General features: G+C 58.6%; 18 protein-coding genes. 8 read left to right on the forward strand and 10 right to left on the reverse strand.

Annotated elements, in window-relative coordinates:
* Positions 1 to 15 precede the first annotated feature (15 nt).
* The 3 genes from EX00_RS08530 to EX00_RS08540 all read right to left on the reverse strand — a co-directional run bounded on the left by EX00_RS08530 (position 16) and on the right by EX00_RS08540 (position 4,302).
* Positions 16 to 1,251, reverse strand: a complete 1,236-nt coding sequence (locus tag EX00_RS08530) for an MFS transporter (RefSeq protein ID WP_047456301.1) — start codon at positions 1,249 to 1,251, stop codon at positions 16 to 18.
* Between the two features lie 25 nt (positions 1,252 to 1,276).
* The gene (locus EX00_RS08535) at positions 1,277 to 2,737 is read right to left on the reverse strand and encodes a YdgA family protein (RefSeq protein ID WP_047456304.1); all 1,461 of its coding nucleotides are present in this window, start codon (positions 2,735 to 2,737) and stop codon (positions 1,277 to 1,279) included.
* A gap of 104 nt (positions 2,738 to 2,841) precedes the next feature.
* Positions 2,842 to 4,302, reverse strand: a complete 1,461-nt coding sequence (locus tag EX00_RS08540) for a hypothetical protein (RefSeq protein WP_047456306.1) — start codon at positions 4,300 to 4,302, stop codon at positions 2,842 to 2,844.
* A gap of 302 nt (positions 4,303 to 4,604) precedes the next feature.
* Here EX00_RS08540 and EX00_RS08550 point away from each other — a divergent pair, with 302 nt between their 5' ends.
* The 5 genes from EX00_RS08550 to EX00_RS08570 all read left to right on the forward strand — a co-directional run bounded on the left by EX00_RS08550 (position 4,605) and on the right by EX00_RS08570 (position 9,843).
* On the forward strand, positions 4,605 to 5,216 hold the full coding sequence (locus tag EX00_RS08550) for a 50S ribosomal protein L25/general stress protein Ctc (RefSeq protein WP_047456309.1): 612 nt from the start codon (positions 4,605 to 4,607) through the stop codon (positions 5,214 to 5,216).
* 244 nt (positions 5,217 to 5,460) lie between these two features.
* Positions 5,461 to 7,827, forward strand: coding sequence for a putative bifunctional diguanylate cyclase/phosphodiesterase (locus tag EX00_RS08555; protein ID WP_047456311.1), 2,367 nt, complete (start codon positions 5,461 to 5,463; stop codon positions 7,825 to 7,827).
* A 14-nt stretch (positions 7,828 to 7,841) separates the two neighbouring features.
* Positions 7,842 to 8,573 (forward strand): substrate-binding periplasmic protein, encoded by a 732-nt coding sequence (locus tag EX00_RS08560; protein WP_047456313.1) that lies wholly within the window; start codon positions 7,842 to 7,844, stop codon positions 8,571 to 8,573.
* Positions 8,574 to 8,648: 75 nt separating this feature from the next.
* Positions 8,649 to 9,365: an aminoacyl-tRNA hydrolase gene (pth, locus tag EX00_RS08565; protein WP_047457602.1), complete on the forward strand. Its 717-nt coding sequence runs from the start codon at positions 8,649 to 8,651 to the stop codon at positions 9,363 to 9,365.
* 1 nt (position 9,366) lies between these two features.
* Entirely contained in the window at positions 9,367 to 9,843 is a 477-nt protein-coding gene (locus tag EX00_RS08570; RefSeq protein ID WP_047456315.1) for a GNAT family N-acetyltransferase, read from the forward strand.
* Between the two features lie 21 nt (positions 9,844 to 9,864).
* Here the strand turns inward: EX00_RS08570 and clpS are convergent, their stop codons facing one another.
* From clpS to EX00_RS08585, 3 genes are all read right to left on the reverse strand, one after another.
* Positions 9,865 to 10,176, reverse strand: coding sequence for an ATP-dependent Clp protease adapter ClpS (gene clpS / locus EX00_RS08575; RefSeq protein ID WP_012651940.1), 312 nt, complete (start codon positions 10,174 to 10,176; stop codon positions 9,865 to 9,867).
* A 110-nt stretch (positions 10,177 to 10,286) separates the two neighbouring features.
* The gene (locus tag EX00_RS08580) at positions 10,287 to 10,691 is read right to left on the reverse strand and encodes a type II toxin-antitoxin system VapC family toxin (protein ID WP_234708990.1); all 405 of its coding nucleotides are present in this window, start codon (positions 10,689 to 10,691) and stop codon (positions 10,287 to 10,289) included.
* Positions 10,688 to 10,945, reverse strand: coding sequence for an AbrB/MazE/SpoVT family DNA-binding domain-containing protein (locus EX00_RS08585; RefSeq protein ID WP_047456319.1), 258 nt, complete (start codon positions 10,943 to 10,945; stop codon positions 10,688 to 10,690). The genes EX00_RS08580 and EX00_RS08585 overlap by 4 nt, the downstream gene beginning before the upstream one ends.
* A gap of 185 nt (positions 10,946 to 11,130) precedes the next feature.
* Between EX00_RS08585 and ychF the strand changes: the two genes are divergently transcribed.
* The 3 genes from ychF (at position 11,131) to EX00_RS08600 (ending at position 13,369) form a co-directional block, all read left to right on the forward strand.
* Entirely contained in the window at positions 11,131 to 12,234 is a 1,104-nt protein-coding gene (ychF, locus tag EX00_RS08590; RefSeq protein ID WP_047456321.1) for a redox-regulated ATPase YchF, read from the forward strand.
* Positions 12,235 to 12,440: 206 nt separating this feature from the next.
* Entirely contained in the window at positions 12,441 to 12,905 is a 465-nt protein-coding gene (locus tag EX00_RS08595) for a MaoC family dehydratase (RefSeq protein ID WP_047456323.1), read from the forward strand.
* On the forward strand, positions 12,902 to 13,369 hold the full coding sequence (locus tag EX00_RS08600; RefSeq protein WP_047456325.1) for a MaoC family dehydratase: 468 nt from the start codon (positions 12,902 to 12,904) through the stop codon (positions 13,367 to 13,369). Before EX00_RS08595 ends, EX00_RS08600 begins: the two co-directional genes overlap by 4 nt.
* A 38-nt stretch (positions 13,370 to 13,407) precedes the next feature.
* Here the strand turns inward: EX00_RS08600 and EX00_RS08605 are convergent, their stop codons facing one another.
* From EX00_RS08605 to petA, 4 genes are all read right to left on the reverse strand, one after another.
* Positions 13,408 to 13,950 (reverse strand): adenine phosphoribosyltransferase, encoded by a 543-nt coding sequence (locus EX00_RS08605; RefSeq protein WP_047456327.1) that lies wholly within the window; start codon positions 13,948 to 13,950, stop codon positions 13,408 to 13,410.
* A gap of 120 nt (positions 13,951 to 14,070) precedes the next feature.
* Positions 14,071 to 14,937, reverse strand: a complete 867-nt coding sequence (locus tag EX00_RS08610; RefSeq protein WP_047456329.1) for a cytochrome c1 — start codon at positions 14,935 to 14,937, stop codon at positions 14,071 to 14,073.
* A gap of 15 nt (positions 14,938 to 14,952) precedes the next feature.
* Positions 14,953 to 16,227, reverse strand: coding sequence for a cytochrome b (locus tag EX00_RS08615; RefSeq protein WP_047456331.1), 1,275 nt, complete (start codon positions 16,225 to 16,227; stop codon positions 14,953 to 14,955).
* 14 nt (positions 16,228 to 16,241) lie between these two features.
* Positions 16,242 to 16,817, reverse strand: coding sequence for a ubiquinol-cytochrome c reductase iron-sulfur subunit (gene petA, locus EX00_RS08620; RefSeq protein WP_047456333.1), 576 nt, complete (start codon positions 16,815 to 16,817; stop codon positions 16,242 to 16,244).
* Positions 16,818 to 16,844 lie beyond the last annotated feature (27 nt).

Raw genomic sequence — 16,844 nt, forward strand, 5'->3', positions numbered from 1 at the left:
CCGGCCATCCCTTCCTTATGCCGGTGTCACACCGGCCGGACGTCTTTGCCGCCAGACCAGCAGTCCTATTCCGATCAGCCCGGCGACGAAAACTGCGGCGCCCGATCCCATGATCGACGGCCCGATGCCGAACCAGGCAAAAAGCGTCGGCGACATGAGATAGGCCAGGAAAAGGCCGAGGAAGATCGCGCACATCATCAAGCGATAGACCTGCGCCAGACGGTGCGGCTCGCTCCTCGTCTGCATCAGATGCAGCATGGCGAGATTTTCGAAGGGGCCGTTGATCGAGGCAAAGCATGCAACGGCCATCAACCAGAGACGGTCATGCATCAGCGGCAGCAGGAAAACGCCGGTGCCGAAAATCAGTTTTGCCACGATGATCCAGACCACCGGCCGCCGTGGTTTCATGTTGCTGAGGATGAGGTTGGTCGTCACGTTGCCGATGCCATAGGCCGTCATCATCAGGCTGTAATCCGTCAACGGATCGGTGCTGGTTTCGCGCAGATGCAGGATCATGCCGAGAAGAATGCCCATGGCCCAGGCAATATTCCCCATCAGGTTGGTGAACAGGCCATAAAGTATGGCGGCGTGACCCCGCGCTGCCCTCCATCCGCCCAGCACGCCGTCGATCACCGCGGCCGCGCCTGAGAAATCGCGACGGCGAGGCGCGGGCGGCAATTTGGCGACAGCCAGCCAGACCGCCAGGGCCGATAGCAGCAATGTCGCCGCCGTCACAGCGAAGAACTGCGACTTCGGCAGGAAACCGTTGACCAGCGCAATCAAGCTCGGCCCGAGAATGCGGGCCATGCGCCTCGTGGCGTCGAACAATCCGTTGGTCGCATGCCGGATGTCGGGCTCGACAGCAATCGTCGGCAAGGTCGCCTGCAACGACGGATCGAACGCCGCCGTCAACAGGGCGATGCATCCGGCAAGCACTATCAGCAATGGCAGGCTCATGACATGCATCAAGCCGGCGACAGACAGCACCAGCAACAACAACGCGCGCAGCACATCGGACGAAATCATCGTCGTGCTATGCCGCCAGCGATCCGTCAGGATGCCGCCGAAGAGACTGCCGAACAGAAGCATACCCGACTGCAACGCGGACACGTAGCCCGCGTTGCTGCCAATGAAATCCGCCGCGATCCAGACGACGGCGACCATGTAGAATTCGGATCCGGTCGCCGCCAGCACCTGGCCGGCCCATAGGAGAGAAATCGAGCGCTGGGCCAGCGGCCTTAGGACAAACATCTTCGCATTCTGAAACTTGAGCGGCTTACTTGATGACCTGGCCGTTGATCATCACGGTCTTGTCGTCGGCGATGCTGACCTCCCAACGCGAACGTCCGTCGGGATCGGTCTTGGCAAAACCCTTGGCCATCATCAGGCCGAAGGAAAACTGGTTGAGATCCTGCTGCGTCTTAGCGGCTTCCTGAACAGCGGCGATCGTCTTGTCGAGATCGCGGGCAAGCACCGTCATGTTCATGGTGACACGGTTGGTGTCATCAAGCGCGCCGTGCATGCTGCCGGAAGTCTCTACATCGTAGAGCCCCGAAATCGCACTGATCTTCGGAAAATTGACCGTCATGGTTCCATCAGGAAACATGGCTTGCCGCAACTGGTTATCCACGGCGTCCTGGCCGGCCGGATGGTTAAAATCGGTCTGCTGCAGAACCTCCGCGAGAGCGGTGAAATTCAGGTTCGGCAGCTGCACCTGCATTTCGGCAGCGTTGGGAATGAACGCGACATAATCTTCGGGCACCAGACCGGATGCCAGGGTAAGCTTTTCGGCGCGCAGACCGAAATCGGCATTCATCGCATTGCTTGGTCCCGCCACTTTGAAGGAATAGTCCATCTGCCGCAGACCGCCATCGCCCAAGGGGGTCGTCACGGAAACATCCTTGAGGGCGACCGTCTCGCCGAACGAACCGACGATCGGCATCATCTTCTGCAGCAACGCCTTGAGCGCCGTGCTCTCGTCCTCGGACAGGGTCTTTGCTTCCTTGTGCTCGGAGAAGAAGCGAAACAGTTCATTCAACGCCTTCACCGGCAGCTTGGTCGCCGATGCGTTGAAATCGATCGCGCCGACCTTGATCTCGGCAAGCGTCATGGTGTCGGAGGAAATCTTGTTGTTGAAGGATTGCAGGCTACCGTCCATCTTGAGGTCAAGCCTGTCCGGCTCGCCGCTGTCGGACGATGACAGCGTGTAAGCGATGCTGTCGGCCGTGGCATCGTTCTTTTGTACCGCTTTGTCTTTATCGATGGTCTTCGTGGCGAAGGTGATGCCGCTGCCCTTCATGTCCATCGAGCGGACATAGTAGAGCGCAGGATCGAAGACGCCCTTAAAGCTGGAAGATGCAAGCGCATAGCGGAGCTCGACACTTGGGGTTTTACCGGACTTTGAGCGCGCGGTGACGTCGATCGCATTGTTGCCCTCGATGTTCCAAAGGCCGTTATCCTGCGGCATCGCAAGCGCCGTCAGCGGCTTGAGCCCTGTAATGGCAAAACCAGTGACGTTCAGCTTATCGAGGAGTTTCTTCAGGTCGTAGGTCACTTCATAGCGACCGTTCACCGGCTTGACAGCGATGATTCCACTCTTCGCCATGTCTTTCGGCATGAAATACGTAAGGTTCCCAAGTAGATCCTTGGCACCCTGCTCATTGACTTCAGCCGCCTGCGACGCGCCAGCCAGACCCACGGCGAAAACCGCCGCCGCGGTTACTGCTTTGAAACGCATGTTTCATTCCCCCAAATACCTAAAAAACAGTTGGAAACCGAAGAACCCTGAAGTGAGTTCCCGATCAGATCGAAGACGCCGAAACGAGCGTCGGGTACAAACTCTTAAGGACTTTTGAGGCCCTTAGGCCCTTTCAAAACCTGTCCATTCACCGTGACGGTGCGGTTTTCATCCATCATGACATCCCAGCGCAGGCGGCCATCCGGAGCGGTCTTGGCAAAGCCCTTGGCTGCCATCAGGCTGAAGGAAACCTTGTTCAGTTGCGGGTCCGTCTTGGCAGCGTCCTGAACGGCGGTGATCGTCTTGTCGAAATCGCGAGCCAGGATCGTTGCCTGCAGAGAATAGCCGGCATGGGATTGGGTGGTCCTCTTCAACGCGCCGGAAACCTCGACATCGTAAACGCCGGAAATCGCGCTGATTTTCGGAAATTCGAGAGTCGCATGGCCGCCTGGGAACGCTATACGCTTCAGTGCCTCGCCAGAAACCGGCGTGGCACGCGTCGCTACATTCTTCAGCGCCGCATCGACAAGGCCGTCGAAATTGATATCGGGCATGCCGATCTGCACATCGAGCGTTTCCGGCAGGAAGGCGGCATAGGCCGACGGAATGAGGCCAGGGTCAGGCGTGAAATGCTCCGCTCGCAGGCCGAAATTGACGTTGGAGGTTTTGGTGAGGCCATCCATCTTGAAGCTGTAGTCGACTGTCTTGACGCCGACCTTTCCCTTTGCGGTCGTCACCAGCAGATTGTTCAGCGTCACCGTTTCATCCAGCGAGCCGAAGCCCGGCAAGGTGCGCCGCACCAGTTCTGCGAATTTCTCGCTGCCACTATCGGACAGCTGCTTGGCCTTGACGTGCTGGATGAAGAAATGGACGAGTTCACGCAACTCCTTCGCCGGCAGGCTCGTCGCCGCCGCCTTGATATCGATGCTGTCGGCGCTGAGATTGACGGACGAAGCCCCAGGCCCGGTCACTGTTTCATTGAAGCGCTGCAACGTGCCCTGCGATTGCAGATCCACCTTGCCGGCCTCGGCGCCGTCGGTCACCGAACTGGAGAACGATGCACTATCGATGGTGGCATCCATCGCATGCCCGGTGTTTCTGCCACTGCCGACGCTGGAGAACTTGATGCCATTGCTCTTCGTCTCCAGCGACCGCATCACCTCGAGCGCCGGATCGAAAATGCCATCAATCGCGTTGGAGGCAACCGAATAGGTGATGTCCGATGCCGGCGAATGGACCGAAACATCGAGGCTATTATCACCCTTCAGGTGCCATTTGCCTTCCGCAAGTGGCTGCGCGAACAGCAACAGCGGCTTGAAACCGGTAACCGACAACGCGCTGGAATTGATCTTGTCGAAGAATTTCGCGAGGTCGTAGGTGATCTGATATTGATCTCCGGCGGGCGTCACGGTGACGAAGCCGCTACGGGCAAGATCGCGCGAGAGGGAATGCGTCAGGATGGTGCGCAATTCCTTGGCGCCCTGCTCGTTGACGTCGGCCGCCTGCGACGCGCCAGCAAGACCGATGGAAAAAACCGCCGCGGCGGCAATAGCCTTGGAGCGCATACCCGACCTCTCCTTTTGACCCTGATCGATTGAAATCGACTGTTGAAGAGGCCAAGGGTATATGTCAAGGCATTGATAGAAATAGCATCGCCGGCTCTTTATCTTGAGTTGCAATGTCGTCACAGGTGCGCTTCCTACGGAGATACTTGCACCTTGGGCCCGTTTGTACTATACGCCACGCGTCCGCGTAGACACCCTTGGAGGCAACGCGGATGAGGCAGGGCTCGCCCTCCTCCAGTTCAATCGGTCCCCGCATGCCGGCGACCGGATGAACTCTCCAAATAACCTCGAAAGGAATAGCTATGAGCCACGAAAGCTACGAGCTCAAGGCCGAGGCGCGCGAACGGGTTGGTAAGGGGTCCGCCCGTGAACTTCGCCGCAATGGTTTGATTCCCGCTGTCATCTATGGTGACAAGCAGGCCCCCATCTCGATCACTCTCAACACCAATGAAGTGACGAAGCGTATTCATGCCGGTGGTTTCCTCACCACGATCGCGACGATCGACGTCGGCGGCACGAAGATCAAGGTTCTGCCGAAGGACTACCAGCTCGATCCGGTCCGTGACTTCACGCTCCATATCGACTTTCTGCGCGTCTCCGGCAACAGCCAGGTGACCGTTGAAATCCCGGTTCACTTCGTCAACCAGGAAAAGTCCCCGGGCCTCAAGGCTGGCGGCGTGCTGAACATCGTTCGCCACGAAGTCGAAGTCCATTGCCCGGCTGATGCGATCCCGGAATTCTTCACGGTTGACCTGTCGGGTCTCAAGGCCGGCGACAGCATCCACATCTCGCACGTAACCCTGCCGAAGGGCGTGTCTCCGGTCATCGCTGACCGCGACTTCACGATCGCAACGATCGTCGCTCCGGCTGCCGGTCTTACGGAAGAAGAAGGCAGCGAAGAAGCCAGCGCCTAATCAGCGTCTTCATCGCTACACATTAAGACCCGCCTCCCCTCTGGGGATGGCGGGTTTTTTATGTGTAAATTCTAATAAAAGTCGCAGAAAATCTTGCGAACTACAGAATCAATACTTGGTTTAAATCCATTAACCCCACGGTTTCAGCAACATTTAACACATTCGTGAAATTTTACGCCAAACAGTTGTAGAGAACGGCCCGCCCCAAGATCAGCCGGTCTACGACCGGGGAGCAAGCGGAACTATGAATCATTCCGTCGAAAACAGGTTTTTCGCGATCGTCTGCGGCGCGCTGCTGGTTTTCGTCGCGCCCCTCTTTGTGCTGTTTCTTTTCTTGTCGTCCGGACGCGCCGAAAAGGAAATCAAGGACCATATCTCGGTCCTGCTGATCGCCAACGCCCAGGCATTGGCCAAACCGCTGTGGGACCTTGACGAGGATAGCGTCACACAGATCAGCGCCACGACGGTCGCCGAGGGCGCCATCGTCAAGGTCAATGTACGCGATCTCTCCGGCCAGCTCGACGTCACGCAATCAACTATCCCGAAATCCTACAAGGGCCTGTTGGAGGCCGTTTCACGCCCGATCATCTACAATGGCGTGGACGGCGCAAGAAACCTCGGCACCATTACCGTCTATTACCCGACGCTCGGCCTCTTCGACGGATTGAAGAGCGAGGAGATCGTCTTCATCTCGATCTTCATCTTCGCCGTGTTGACCGTTTTCGGCGCCGCCCTGATCGGCAACCGCATCTTTGTCATTCAGCCGCTGATGCGGCTGACCCACGCTATCGAAGCGACGAGGCGGCTAGGTTCACGCCACCATGTCGATTGGCAGTCCAACGACGAAATGGGTCGGCTCGCCAACAGCTTCAACGAGATGCAGAGCAAGCTGGAGCGCGAGGAAACCGAGCTGAAGCTCGCCCATCGCCGCGCCACGGATACCTACAATCTGACGCCAGCTATGCTGTTCTCCCTCGACAAGGACGATTGCATCGCCGCCGTCAGCGACTATTGGCTGGCCGCCACCGGCTATGCCCGCTCCAATGTGCTTGGACGCAAGTTTGCAAGCCTGGTGCTGCCGGAATCGCGCGCGAAATACATCGAGCGCAAACGCAGCCATCCCGACAGCGCCGACCGTTTCGACGTCACCGTGAAATTCCACTGCCGCGATGATCGGGTCATGGACGTGCTGATCCTCGAGACGACGGCAATCCAGGATGGTCTTTCGCTCTCGGTCATGACCGATGTCACCGATCTCAAGCAGTCCGAGGACCGGAACCTGCGCCAGGCAATCACCGATCACCTGACCGGTCTCTTGAACCGCCAGGGTTTTGAAACGGCACTCGACACCAAGATCAACGAGGCGGACAAGCGCAAGCGCGAGCTTGCCTGCCTTTTCATCGATCTCGACCGCTTCAAATGGATCAACGATAACAAGGGCCATGCCGCCGGCGATGCGGCTCTACGCGAACTGGTTGCGCGCTTGCAGGCACGGCTGGAACCCGGCGACATCGCCGCCCGCCTTGGTGGTGATGAATTCGCTATCCTACTGCTTGCCGAGGACGCTGAAGCGAGGGCAGTCGATATGGCAACCCGTATCGCCGAGGTATTCGAAACCCCCTTTGGTGGCGACGCCCGCCTCAGCGCCAGTATAGGCATCGCCATCTACCCCCGCCATGCCGCCAATGCCGCGGAACTGCTGCTGAAATCCGATATCGCCATGTATGCCAAGAAGCACGATGGCAAGAACGGCGCGCAAATCTTCGACAACAGCATGCTGGATGCCTCGCGCCGCCGCGCCGAACTCGAGAGCCATATCGAAAGCGGGCTGAGCGAGGACTGGTTCGAGGCTTACCTGCAGCCGATCGTCAATATCGATGATCGCTCCATCGCCGGTTTCGAGGCGCTGATGCGGCTGCATCATCCGCAAAAAGGCATTCTGCCTCCAGCCCGGATCATCGAGGTCGCCGAAGAGACGGGCTCGATCATTCGTATCGGCAATCGCATCATGGAGAAGGCGGTTTCCAATTTTGCCCGTCTCTCGCGCCTCGATGGCATGCAGGACACTTATCTGGCCATCAATTTTTCGCCGCTGCAATTCGAGCCGGAACTGCCCGTGCGCATCGCCGCCCTGCTCTCCCGCCACGATATCTCCCCCAAACGGATCGTTGTGGAAATCACCGAAGCGGTACTGATGGACGACAATCCTGAAACGCGCATGGTCATCAACGAGATATGCCGCTACGGCTGCCGCATCGCGCTCGACGATTTCGGCACGGGTTATTCGTCGCTGAGTTACATCAACCGCTTCCCGGTGGACATTATCAAGATCGACCAATCCTTCATCCGCGCGATCAACGACACCGCTTCGGATGTGAGTGCCAAGAGCCGCATGCTGGTCGAAAGTATCACGACGCTGTCGCACAAGATGAATTGCACCGTCATCGCCGAAGGCATCGAGACCGAAGAGGAGTGCACGACACTGCGCATCATGGGGCTGGATTACGGTCAAGGCTATCTGTTCCACCGGCCACAACATCCAAACGATCTGATGAAAACGCTCGCGGAACCGCGAGCAGGCAGCCTCCCCTCCGTAGCGCAAGCATCATAGCGAGAGAAGGACACATGCTGAAACCGCTGCTCCTCGCCCTTCTTAGCCTCTCCTCCTCCAGCCTTCTCTCTGTGGCCCGAGCAGAAACCATCACCTTCACCACGGAAGAATATCCGCCCTTCAACTATCGCGATGGCAAGACGGTCGTCGGTGCGACCGTCGAGCAGGTGCGTAAGGTGATGGCCGATATCGGCGTCGATTACTCGATCGAGGTCATGCCGTGGGCACGGGCCTATTCCCAGGCGCAGACGGTGTCGATGACCTGCGTCTTCGCCACCGCCCATAATGAAGAGCGCGACAAGCTGTTCAAATGGGTCCAGCCGCTGCTGGTCGACCGCAACATCCTGATCAAGCATAGCGGATCCAATGTCACCGCCGCCACCCTCGATGAAGCGCGGAAGTATGCTGTCGGCACTTGGCGGGAAGACTATACCGAGGCCGCCTTACGGCAGGCCAATTTCCCACGGATCGATGTCGCCAGCGACTTCAGGGCGACGCTGAAAAAGCTGATGAGCGACCGCATCGACCTGATGCCAATCTCCGAAAGCTATTTCGACAAATTGAGGAGAGAAGGCAACGCCGTTGAGAAGGTAACCGTTCTCTCCGCGCAGCCCATGGGCATCGCCTGCCAGAAGGACTTTCCGGACGATCTGCTGAAGAGGATGCAGACAGCGCTCGACAGCTTGATTGCCGACGGCACGCAGAAGCGGATATTCCTGAAATACGGCCTGCACCTCGGCGGCTGACGAAAGGTCCCGCCTTGACTTTGCCGTCAATTCCCTGTCGTGAAGGGCATCGGCATTTTCCAAAGGGTGAAGCGCATGCTTCTCATCGTGGGCCTCGGCAATCCCGGCGCCAAATATCAGGGCAACCGTCACAATATCGGTTTCATGGCCGTCGACGCTATTCATCGTCGGCATAGCTTTTCACCCTGGTCGAAGAAGTTCAGGGCGGAGATTTCCGAAGGCGAACTTGGTGGCCAGAAGGTCCTGCTGATCAAGCCGCAGACCTTCATGAACCTGTCCGGCGAATCCGTCGGCGAGGCCATGCGCTTCTACAAGCTCGAGCCTTCCGACCTCGTCGTCATCTATGACGAACTCGACCTGCCCGCCGCCAAGGCGCGGCTGAAGACCGGTGGCGGCCATGGCGGCCACAACGGCATCAAGTCGATCGACGCCCATTGCGGCCGGGAATACCGGCGCCTTCGTCTCGGCATCGGTCATCCCGGCGTCAAGGAGCTGGTACAGAATCATGTGCTCGGCGATTTCGCCAAAGTGGATCGCGATTGGCTCGAGCCGATGTTCGACGCGCTCGCCGATAACGCCGACATGCTGGTGCGCGGCGAGGATTCGCAGCTGATGAACAAGATCGCGCTAGCGCTGGGCGGCAAGGCGGAAGAACCGGCGCCGAAGCCGGAAAAAAAGACTGTCGCCAAATCGCATATCCATCAGGCCCGCAACCATAACCAGCCGCGCATGCCCGAGAGCGGCCCGATGGCCGAGATGCTGAAGAGAATGTTCGGTAAGAAGGACGATTGAGATGCTAGGGGCCGTAAACGGCGGCGACACGGTGGTGATCCGTCCGGTCGTTGCAGGCGATCTTCCTACCCTTCTCGCGCGCTACCGGCACCTTAATCACAGTGATCCGGAACTGGAACCGACGCTGGCGGAAAGCCGCTTTGCCGAAATCCTGGCGCATCCCGGAATGACGATCTTTGCTGCCTTCGCCGGCCCCCTTGCCATCTCCTCCGTCACGCTGGCCATCATCCCCAACCTGACGCGCGGCGCGGCGTCTTACGCGCTAATCGAAAATGTCGTCACCCATGCCGACCATCGCCAGCGCGGCCATGCACGGGCGCTGATCCACAAGGCCATTGCCACAGCCTGGGAGAAGAATTGCTACAAGGTAATGCTGCTCACCGGCTCGAAGACACCCGCAACGCTGCGCTTCTATGCCAATTGCGGCTTCTCGCAGGACAAAACCGGCTTCCAGATCCGCCGCCCTATTGCGGGCTGACAATTCACCCTCTCCGAAACTCTACTCTTCCGGCTCGGTGGTGAACATCAACGGGAAGTCGGCACTTTTCGCCAGATCGATCGCTTCCTGCGCCTTGGTCTCGGCAATGTCCCTGGCGCAGACCATCACCACGCAGCTGCCAAGCTTATGCGCGGTCATCATCACGCGATAACCGGCCTCCTCGCTCATGCGGAAGACGGCCTGCAGCACCATGATGACGAATTCGCGCGGCGTATAATCATCATTGACGAGAATGATCTTATAAAGCTTCGGCCGCTCGACCTTGGGTTTCGTCTTGGTCTTCGGTTTTAGGACAACGTCATTGTCACTCATCGGAGCCACCGTTGATGACAGGGGAAAAGAGCTTGTTGCTGATAACAGGTTTATACCGCACCGCAACCGGCCATTCAAGCGAGACGAGTGTTCCACAATAGCAGTTTGGATCAATCGGTCGTGAGCAGAAGGCAATTTTGGCCGACGCCTTTCAATAGCGCGGCGGCCTTCTTGTCGAAGGTAGCAAAAGTATCGCCACCCAGCCGGCGACCCTCGAAAGCTATAACGCCATCGGTAAAATCTCCGCCAGCTTGCAACAACGCAAGCCCCGCTTCCACGGCAGCGCGATCAAGAACAAGTTTCTCTGTTTGAAGCAAACGTGTGACAAGCTGGACAAGCTGTGCCTTTTGAACTCGATATCGACTGTGAAGAACCCATATGGTCTCGCAGAGCGTTATCGTCGGAATAATGATCTTGTCAGTCTCGGCAAAAAGTCGTCGTGCCCTTTCTGCCTCATCCGGATCGTCGTTGATGATCGTGCGAAGAAAGACATTGGTATCGGCAACAATGCTCAAGGTTTGGCCTCACCCGCCCATCCCGCGGCAATGGCTTCATTGATTTCGTCGATGGTGAAATGCAAGCCTTCCTCGTTCTTGAACATCCCGAAGATACTTTCGATCGGCAATTTTCGTTCTACAGCATGTATCGCCACCCTGCCCTGCGGCAGCAGATCGATTTCCATCTCGTCGCCCGGTTTAATGCCAAGATGATTCAGCACTTCTTTCTTCAGGGTCACCTGGCCTTTTGACGTAACCTTCAGCTTCACCATCACAAGCTCCTTTATCGAATAAAGTAAGGCGATTATGCCTTACTTACAAGACTCGCTTTGCGCTTCGTCTACCGGATGATCTGGGATGCCCCGGAAAATCGGCTCGTTGTCTGCACAAGACTTGACCCGCAACGGCCCTTCCCCCATACGCACTGCAAAGATTTTCAAGATATGGACAAGGTGCCATGGGTTTCAAATGCGGTATCGTCGGGCTGCCGAATGTCGGCAAGTCTACTCTGTTCAACGCGCTGACCAAGACGGCGGCGGCGCAGGCGGCGAATTATCCGTTCTGCACGATCGAGCCGAACACCGGTGAAGTGGCGGTTCCCGATCCGCGTATGGAGCAGCTTGCCCAGATCGCCAAGTCGAAAGAGCTGATCCCGACACGCATCTCCTTCGTCGATATTGCCGGCCTGGTGCGCGGCGCGTCGAAGGGCGAAGGCCTGGGCAACCAGTTCCTCGCCAACATTCGCGAAGTCGATGCCATCGTGCATGTGCTGCGCTGCTTCGAAGACAGCGACATCACCCATGTCGAGGGCCGCATCAATCCGGTTGCCGACGCCGAGACCATCGAGACCGAGCTGATGCTCTCCGACCTCGAGAGTCTGGAGCGCCGCACCGAGCAGACGCGCAAGCGCGCCACCGGCAAGGACAAGGAGTCCATGGCGATGCTGCCGCTGATGGAAGCCTCGCTCAAGCTGTTGAACGAAGGCAAGCCGGTTCGCACCTTGCTGTCGAAACTCGATGAAGAAGAACTCCGTATCCTCAAGAGCCTGAACCTTCTGACCTCGCATCCCGTGCTCTATGTCTGCAACGTCGCCGAAGCCGATGCCGTCACCGGCAACGAACATACGGCCGCCGTCGCCGCCATGGCGAAGGAGCAGAATTCCGAAGTGGTGATCATCTCCGCCGCCATCGAAGCAGAAGTGGCGCAACTGCCCGCCGAGGAAGCCATGGAGTTCCTCTCCGAGCTCGGCCTCGCGGAAGCCGGCCTCGACCAGCTGATCCGCGCCGGCTACAAGCTGCTGCACCTCATCACCTATTTCACCGTCGGCCCGAAGGAAACGCGCGCCTGGACGATCGAGCAAGGCACCAAGGCCCCGCAGGCCGCCGGCGTCATTCACTCCGATTTCGAACGCGGCTTCATCCGCGCCCAGACCATCGCCTATAGCGATTATGTCGCTTTCAAGGGCGAAGTCGGCGCCAAGGAAAACGGCAAGATGCGCTCGGAAGGCAAGGAATATGTCGTCCAGGATGGCGATGTCCTCAACTTCCTCTTCAACGCCTAAAGAATGAAGGGATTGCCGGCCTCACTTGAGTGCCGGCAATCTCCCCCGAACAAAGGGTGGCAACAGCCCGACGGTAACGCGGCCCAAGCCGCATTCACGGCACGCATTCGCCGCGCCGTTTCCGCACAGCGACCACGAAAATACTTGCACCGTTCCTGTTCGGTATGCGATTGCGCTCGGGAGGAATGAGGAGGTCGCTAACGGATATGGCGAAACTAACATATGAGGATTTTCAGCCGGGGCAGGAATTCCCGCTCGGGCCGAAGCATGTGACGACCGAGGAAATCATTGAATTCGCAAGCGAGTTCGATCCGCAGCCGATGCATCTCGACGAGGCCGCCGGCCACGCGAGCATTCTCGGCGGGCTTGCCGCCTCCGGCTGGCACACCTCGGCGATGTTCATGCGGATGATGTGCGACAGCTATCTGCTCAACACCGAGTCCGAGGGCGCGCCGGGCATCGATTTCATGGACTGGAAAAAGCCGGTTCTCGCCGGCGACACGCTCTCCGGCCACTCGATCGTGCTCGAATCCCGTGCCATGCGCTCTCGCCCTGGCATCGGCATCGTCAAGTTCCGGCATGAGGTGAAGAACCAGCACGGCGAACTCGTTTGCCTCGGCGAGAACGCCACCATGATCCGTATGCGTTCGCCAGTGGAGGTCTCGGCATGAGGATGACGGAGCTCTATCCCATCGGCGAACGGGCCGAGATCGGCAGCCATACGTTTACGGCCGAAAACATCGTCCGCTTCGCCTCACGCTTCGACCCACAGATTTTCCATATGGACGCGGAAGCCGCCAAGGACACGCTGTTCGGCGGCCTCTGCGCTTCCGGTTGGCACACCTGCGCAGCCTGGATGAGGACCTTCATCGACTATTGGAAAGGCGAAGCCGCCCGCCTGATCGCCGAGGGCGAAAAACCACCTAATCTCGGCCCCTCTGCCGGCTTCCAGAAGCTGCAATGGCTGCGCCCGGTCTTTGCCGGCGACACCGTCACCTACGGCGTCACCCTGCTTTCCAGCCGCCCACTGGCATCACGCCCCGGATGGACGCTCAACACCATCCTGTGTGACGGAACGAACCAGCATGGTGTGCCGGTAATACGCTTCGAGAGCACTGTGCTGGAGTTTGAATAAACACCTTCGCCCCGTTTGAGGCGAAGGCAAGTTGGTCTTCAATGCCCGCTGAATTCCACCAGCGTGTGGACCGGCACATCGAGTGCTTCCAGCTTCTTGCGGCCGCCGAGATCCGGCAAGTCGATGACGAAGCAGGCGGCAACGACTTCGGCGCCTATCTGGCGTAGCAACTGGGTGGCGCCAACGGCGGTGCCGCCCGTCGCGATCAGGTCGTCGACCAAGATCACCTTTTCGCCGGGGTTCACCGCATCACGGTGCATCTCCATCTCGTCGACGCCGTATTCCAGGCTATAGGCGATACGCACGATATCGTGCGGCAGCTTGCCCTTCTTGCGGATCGGGACGAAACCGGCCGACAGCTGATGCGCCACCGCGCCGCCCAGAATGAAGCCGCGGGCCTCCATGCCGGCGACCTTGTCGATCTTGTTGCCGGCATAGGGCTGCACCAGCGCATCAACGGCCCGGCGAAACGCCTTGGCATTGCCGAGCATCGTGGTGATGTCGCGGAAGATGATGCCGGGCTTGGGATAGTCCGGAATGGAGCGAATGCTGGCGGCAAGCTCCGAAGCGATAGTATTCATGGAAATATGTACTCTCAGGCTAAGATAAGGCCGGTCGCACCCTATCAAGACGCGTGCACGATACCAACAAAAAAGGCGACCACAACGGGCCGCCTTTTGTTGATTGGAGGGCCGACCTGCTTAGTGAGCGCCGGCCTTGGCATAGACCGACCGCTTGGTGAGATAGATCAGCGTCGAGAAGATTAGCAGGAATATGATGACCATGAAGCCGAGGTGCTTGCGCTCCTCCAGATGCGGCTCCGCGGCCCACATCAGGAAGGCGGAAACATCGTGCGAATACTGATCGACCGTCTGCGGCGAGCCGTCGTCATAGGTGACCTGACCGTCGGAAAGCGGCTTCGGCATGGCGAAAGTCGCGGCCGCATCGAAATACGGATTATAGTGCGAGTTCTGCGCAACCTGGAAGCCAGCCGGCGGTTCTTCGTAGCCGGTCAGCAGCGAGTAGATATAATCCGGGCCGCCTTCCTGATACTGCGTGAAGATGTCGAAAACGAACTGCGGGAAGCCGCGCTCGATTTCGCGCGCCTTGGCAAGCAACGACATGTCCGGCGGCACAGCCCCGTTGTTCGAGGCGGCTGCCGCTTCGTCGTTCGGGAATGGCGACGGGAAATGGTCGGACGGAAGCGCCTTGCGTGTGAACATCTCGCCTTGAGGGTTCGGACCGTCCTGCACTTCGTAGTTCGCCGCGAAGGTCTTGACCTGCGCTTCCGAATAGCCGAGTTCGCCCAGCGTGCGGAAGGCCACCAGCTTCATCGAATGGCAGGCGGAACAGACTTCCGTGTAGACCTTGAGGCCACGCTGAAGCTGCGCCTTGTCGTAATAACCGAAGGGGCCGGAGAAGCTCCAGTGCTGGGTCCTCGGCTCCTTGAGCGGGTAGTGCGGTGTCGCTTCTTCGGCGGCTGGCTTGGTCTCCGCGGCAACGGCGGCTACCGTGGCAAAGCCACCGATAAGTACGAGCGACAGAAGGCCGGCAACAAGCTTTTTCATTGTTCTCTTCCCCGGTTACGCTTGAGCCGGAACGGCTGTCTTGCCGCTCTGCTTCTCAAGGACCGCCTCCGTAATCGAATTTGGAATGCGCCTCGGTGTTTCGACAAGGCCGAGAACCGGCATGGCAACGAGGAAGAACAGGAAGTAGAACAGCGTCGCGAATTGCGAGATCACGACGAAATTGCCTTCCGCCGGCTGCGAACCGAGCCAGCCGAGCAGAACGGCATCGGCCACGAATAGCCAGAAAAACAGCTTGTACCAGGGACGATAGACCGCCGAGCGGATCTTCGACGTATCCAGCCAAGGCAGAAAGAACAGCACGATGATCGCGCCGAACATCGTCAAAACGCCGCCAAGCTTGGAGTCGATCGGGCCGATGTTGAAGGTGATCGAGCGCAGCATCGCGTAGAATGGCAGGAAGTACCATTCCGGAACGATGTGGGCCGGCGTCTTCAGCGGATTGGCTGGAATGTAGTTGTCGGCATGGCCGAGGAAGTTCGGCAGGTAGAAGACGAAATAGGCGAATACCAACAAGAAGATGGAAACGCCGAGCGCATCCTTCAGCGTCGCATAGGGCGTGAAGGGCACGGTATCGGTCTTCAGCTTGACTTCGACGCCGGTCGGGTTCGTCTGGCCGGTCACATGCAGCGCCCAGATGTGCAGGATAACGACACCCGCGATCATGAACGGCAGCAGATAATGCAGCGAGAAGAAGCGATTGAGCGTCGGATCGTCGACGGCGAAGCCGCCGAGCAGGAAGGTCTGGATCCAGTCGCCGACCCAGGGAAAGGCCGAGAAGAAGCCGGTGATAACGGTCGCGCCCCAGAAGGACATCTGGCCCCAGGGCAGAACGTAGCCCATGAAGGCCGTCGCCATCATCAGGAGATAGATGATCACGCCCAGAATCCAGAGGATCTCACGCGGCGCCTTGTAGGAACCGTAATAGAGCCCGCGGGCGATGTGGAGATAGACCGCGACGAAGAAGAAGGACGCGCCATTGGCGTGCATGTAGCGCAGCAGCCAACCATGATTGACGTCGCGAACGATCTTCTCAACCGAGTTGAAGGCAACAGTCGTGTCCGCCGCATAATGCATGGCAAGAACGACGCCAGTCAGGATTTGCAGGATAAGCATCACGGCCAGCATGGCGCCGAACGTATAGGCATAATTCAGATTGCGCGGGACCGGATAGGCAATGAAACTGTCATAGACCATACGCGGTAGCGGCAACCGCGCGTCGACCCATTTTTCGAGCCCTGTTGATGGCTCGTAAGACGAATGACCACTCATGATTCAGTTCCCCCTCAACCGACCTTGATCTTTTTTTCTGCGGTGAACGCATATAGCGGAATGGCGAGGTTCTGCGGCGCCGGCCCATGGCGGATGCGACCGGCAGTATCATAGACCGAACCATGGCAGGGACAGAACCACCCGCCATATTCCCCTGCCTGACCGAGCGGTATGCAACCGAGATGCGTGCAGACGCCGATCATGACGAGCCAGTTCTCTTTGCCGTCACCGGCCGAACGCGCGACATCGGTCGCCTGCGCATCCGCTGCCAGATTGGCATTGCGAGCGACAGGGTCCTTCAGATCCGAGACCTGCGTGCCCTTGGCATCGTCGATTTCCTTTTGCGTGCGGTTGCGGATGAAAACGGGCTTACCGCGCCATTTCACCGTCAGAGACATGCCCGGCTCGAGGCTCGACACGTCAACTTCGATGGAAGCAAGGGCAAGCGTCGAGGCATCCGGCCGCATCTGGTCGATAAATGGCCATGCGACGGCGACCGCGCCGACCGCACCGGCCATGCCCGTCGTCAGATAAAGGAAATCTCGGCGAGTTGGCTCGCCCGTGGTTTCACTCGTAGTATGCTCGCTCAAAGCCGGACCATCCTCTTCCGCAAAACC

This window comes from Martinezella rhizogenes, from assembly GCF_000799715.1.
Lineage (GTDB): Bacteria > Pseudomonadota > Alphaproteobacteria > Rhizobiales > Rhizobiaceae > Rhizobium > Rhizobium rhizogenes_C.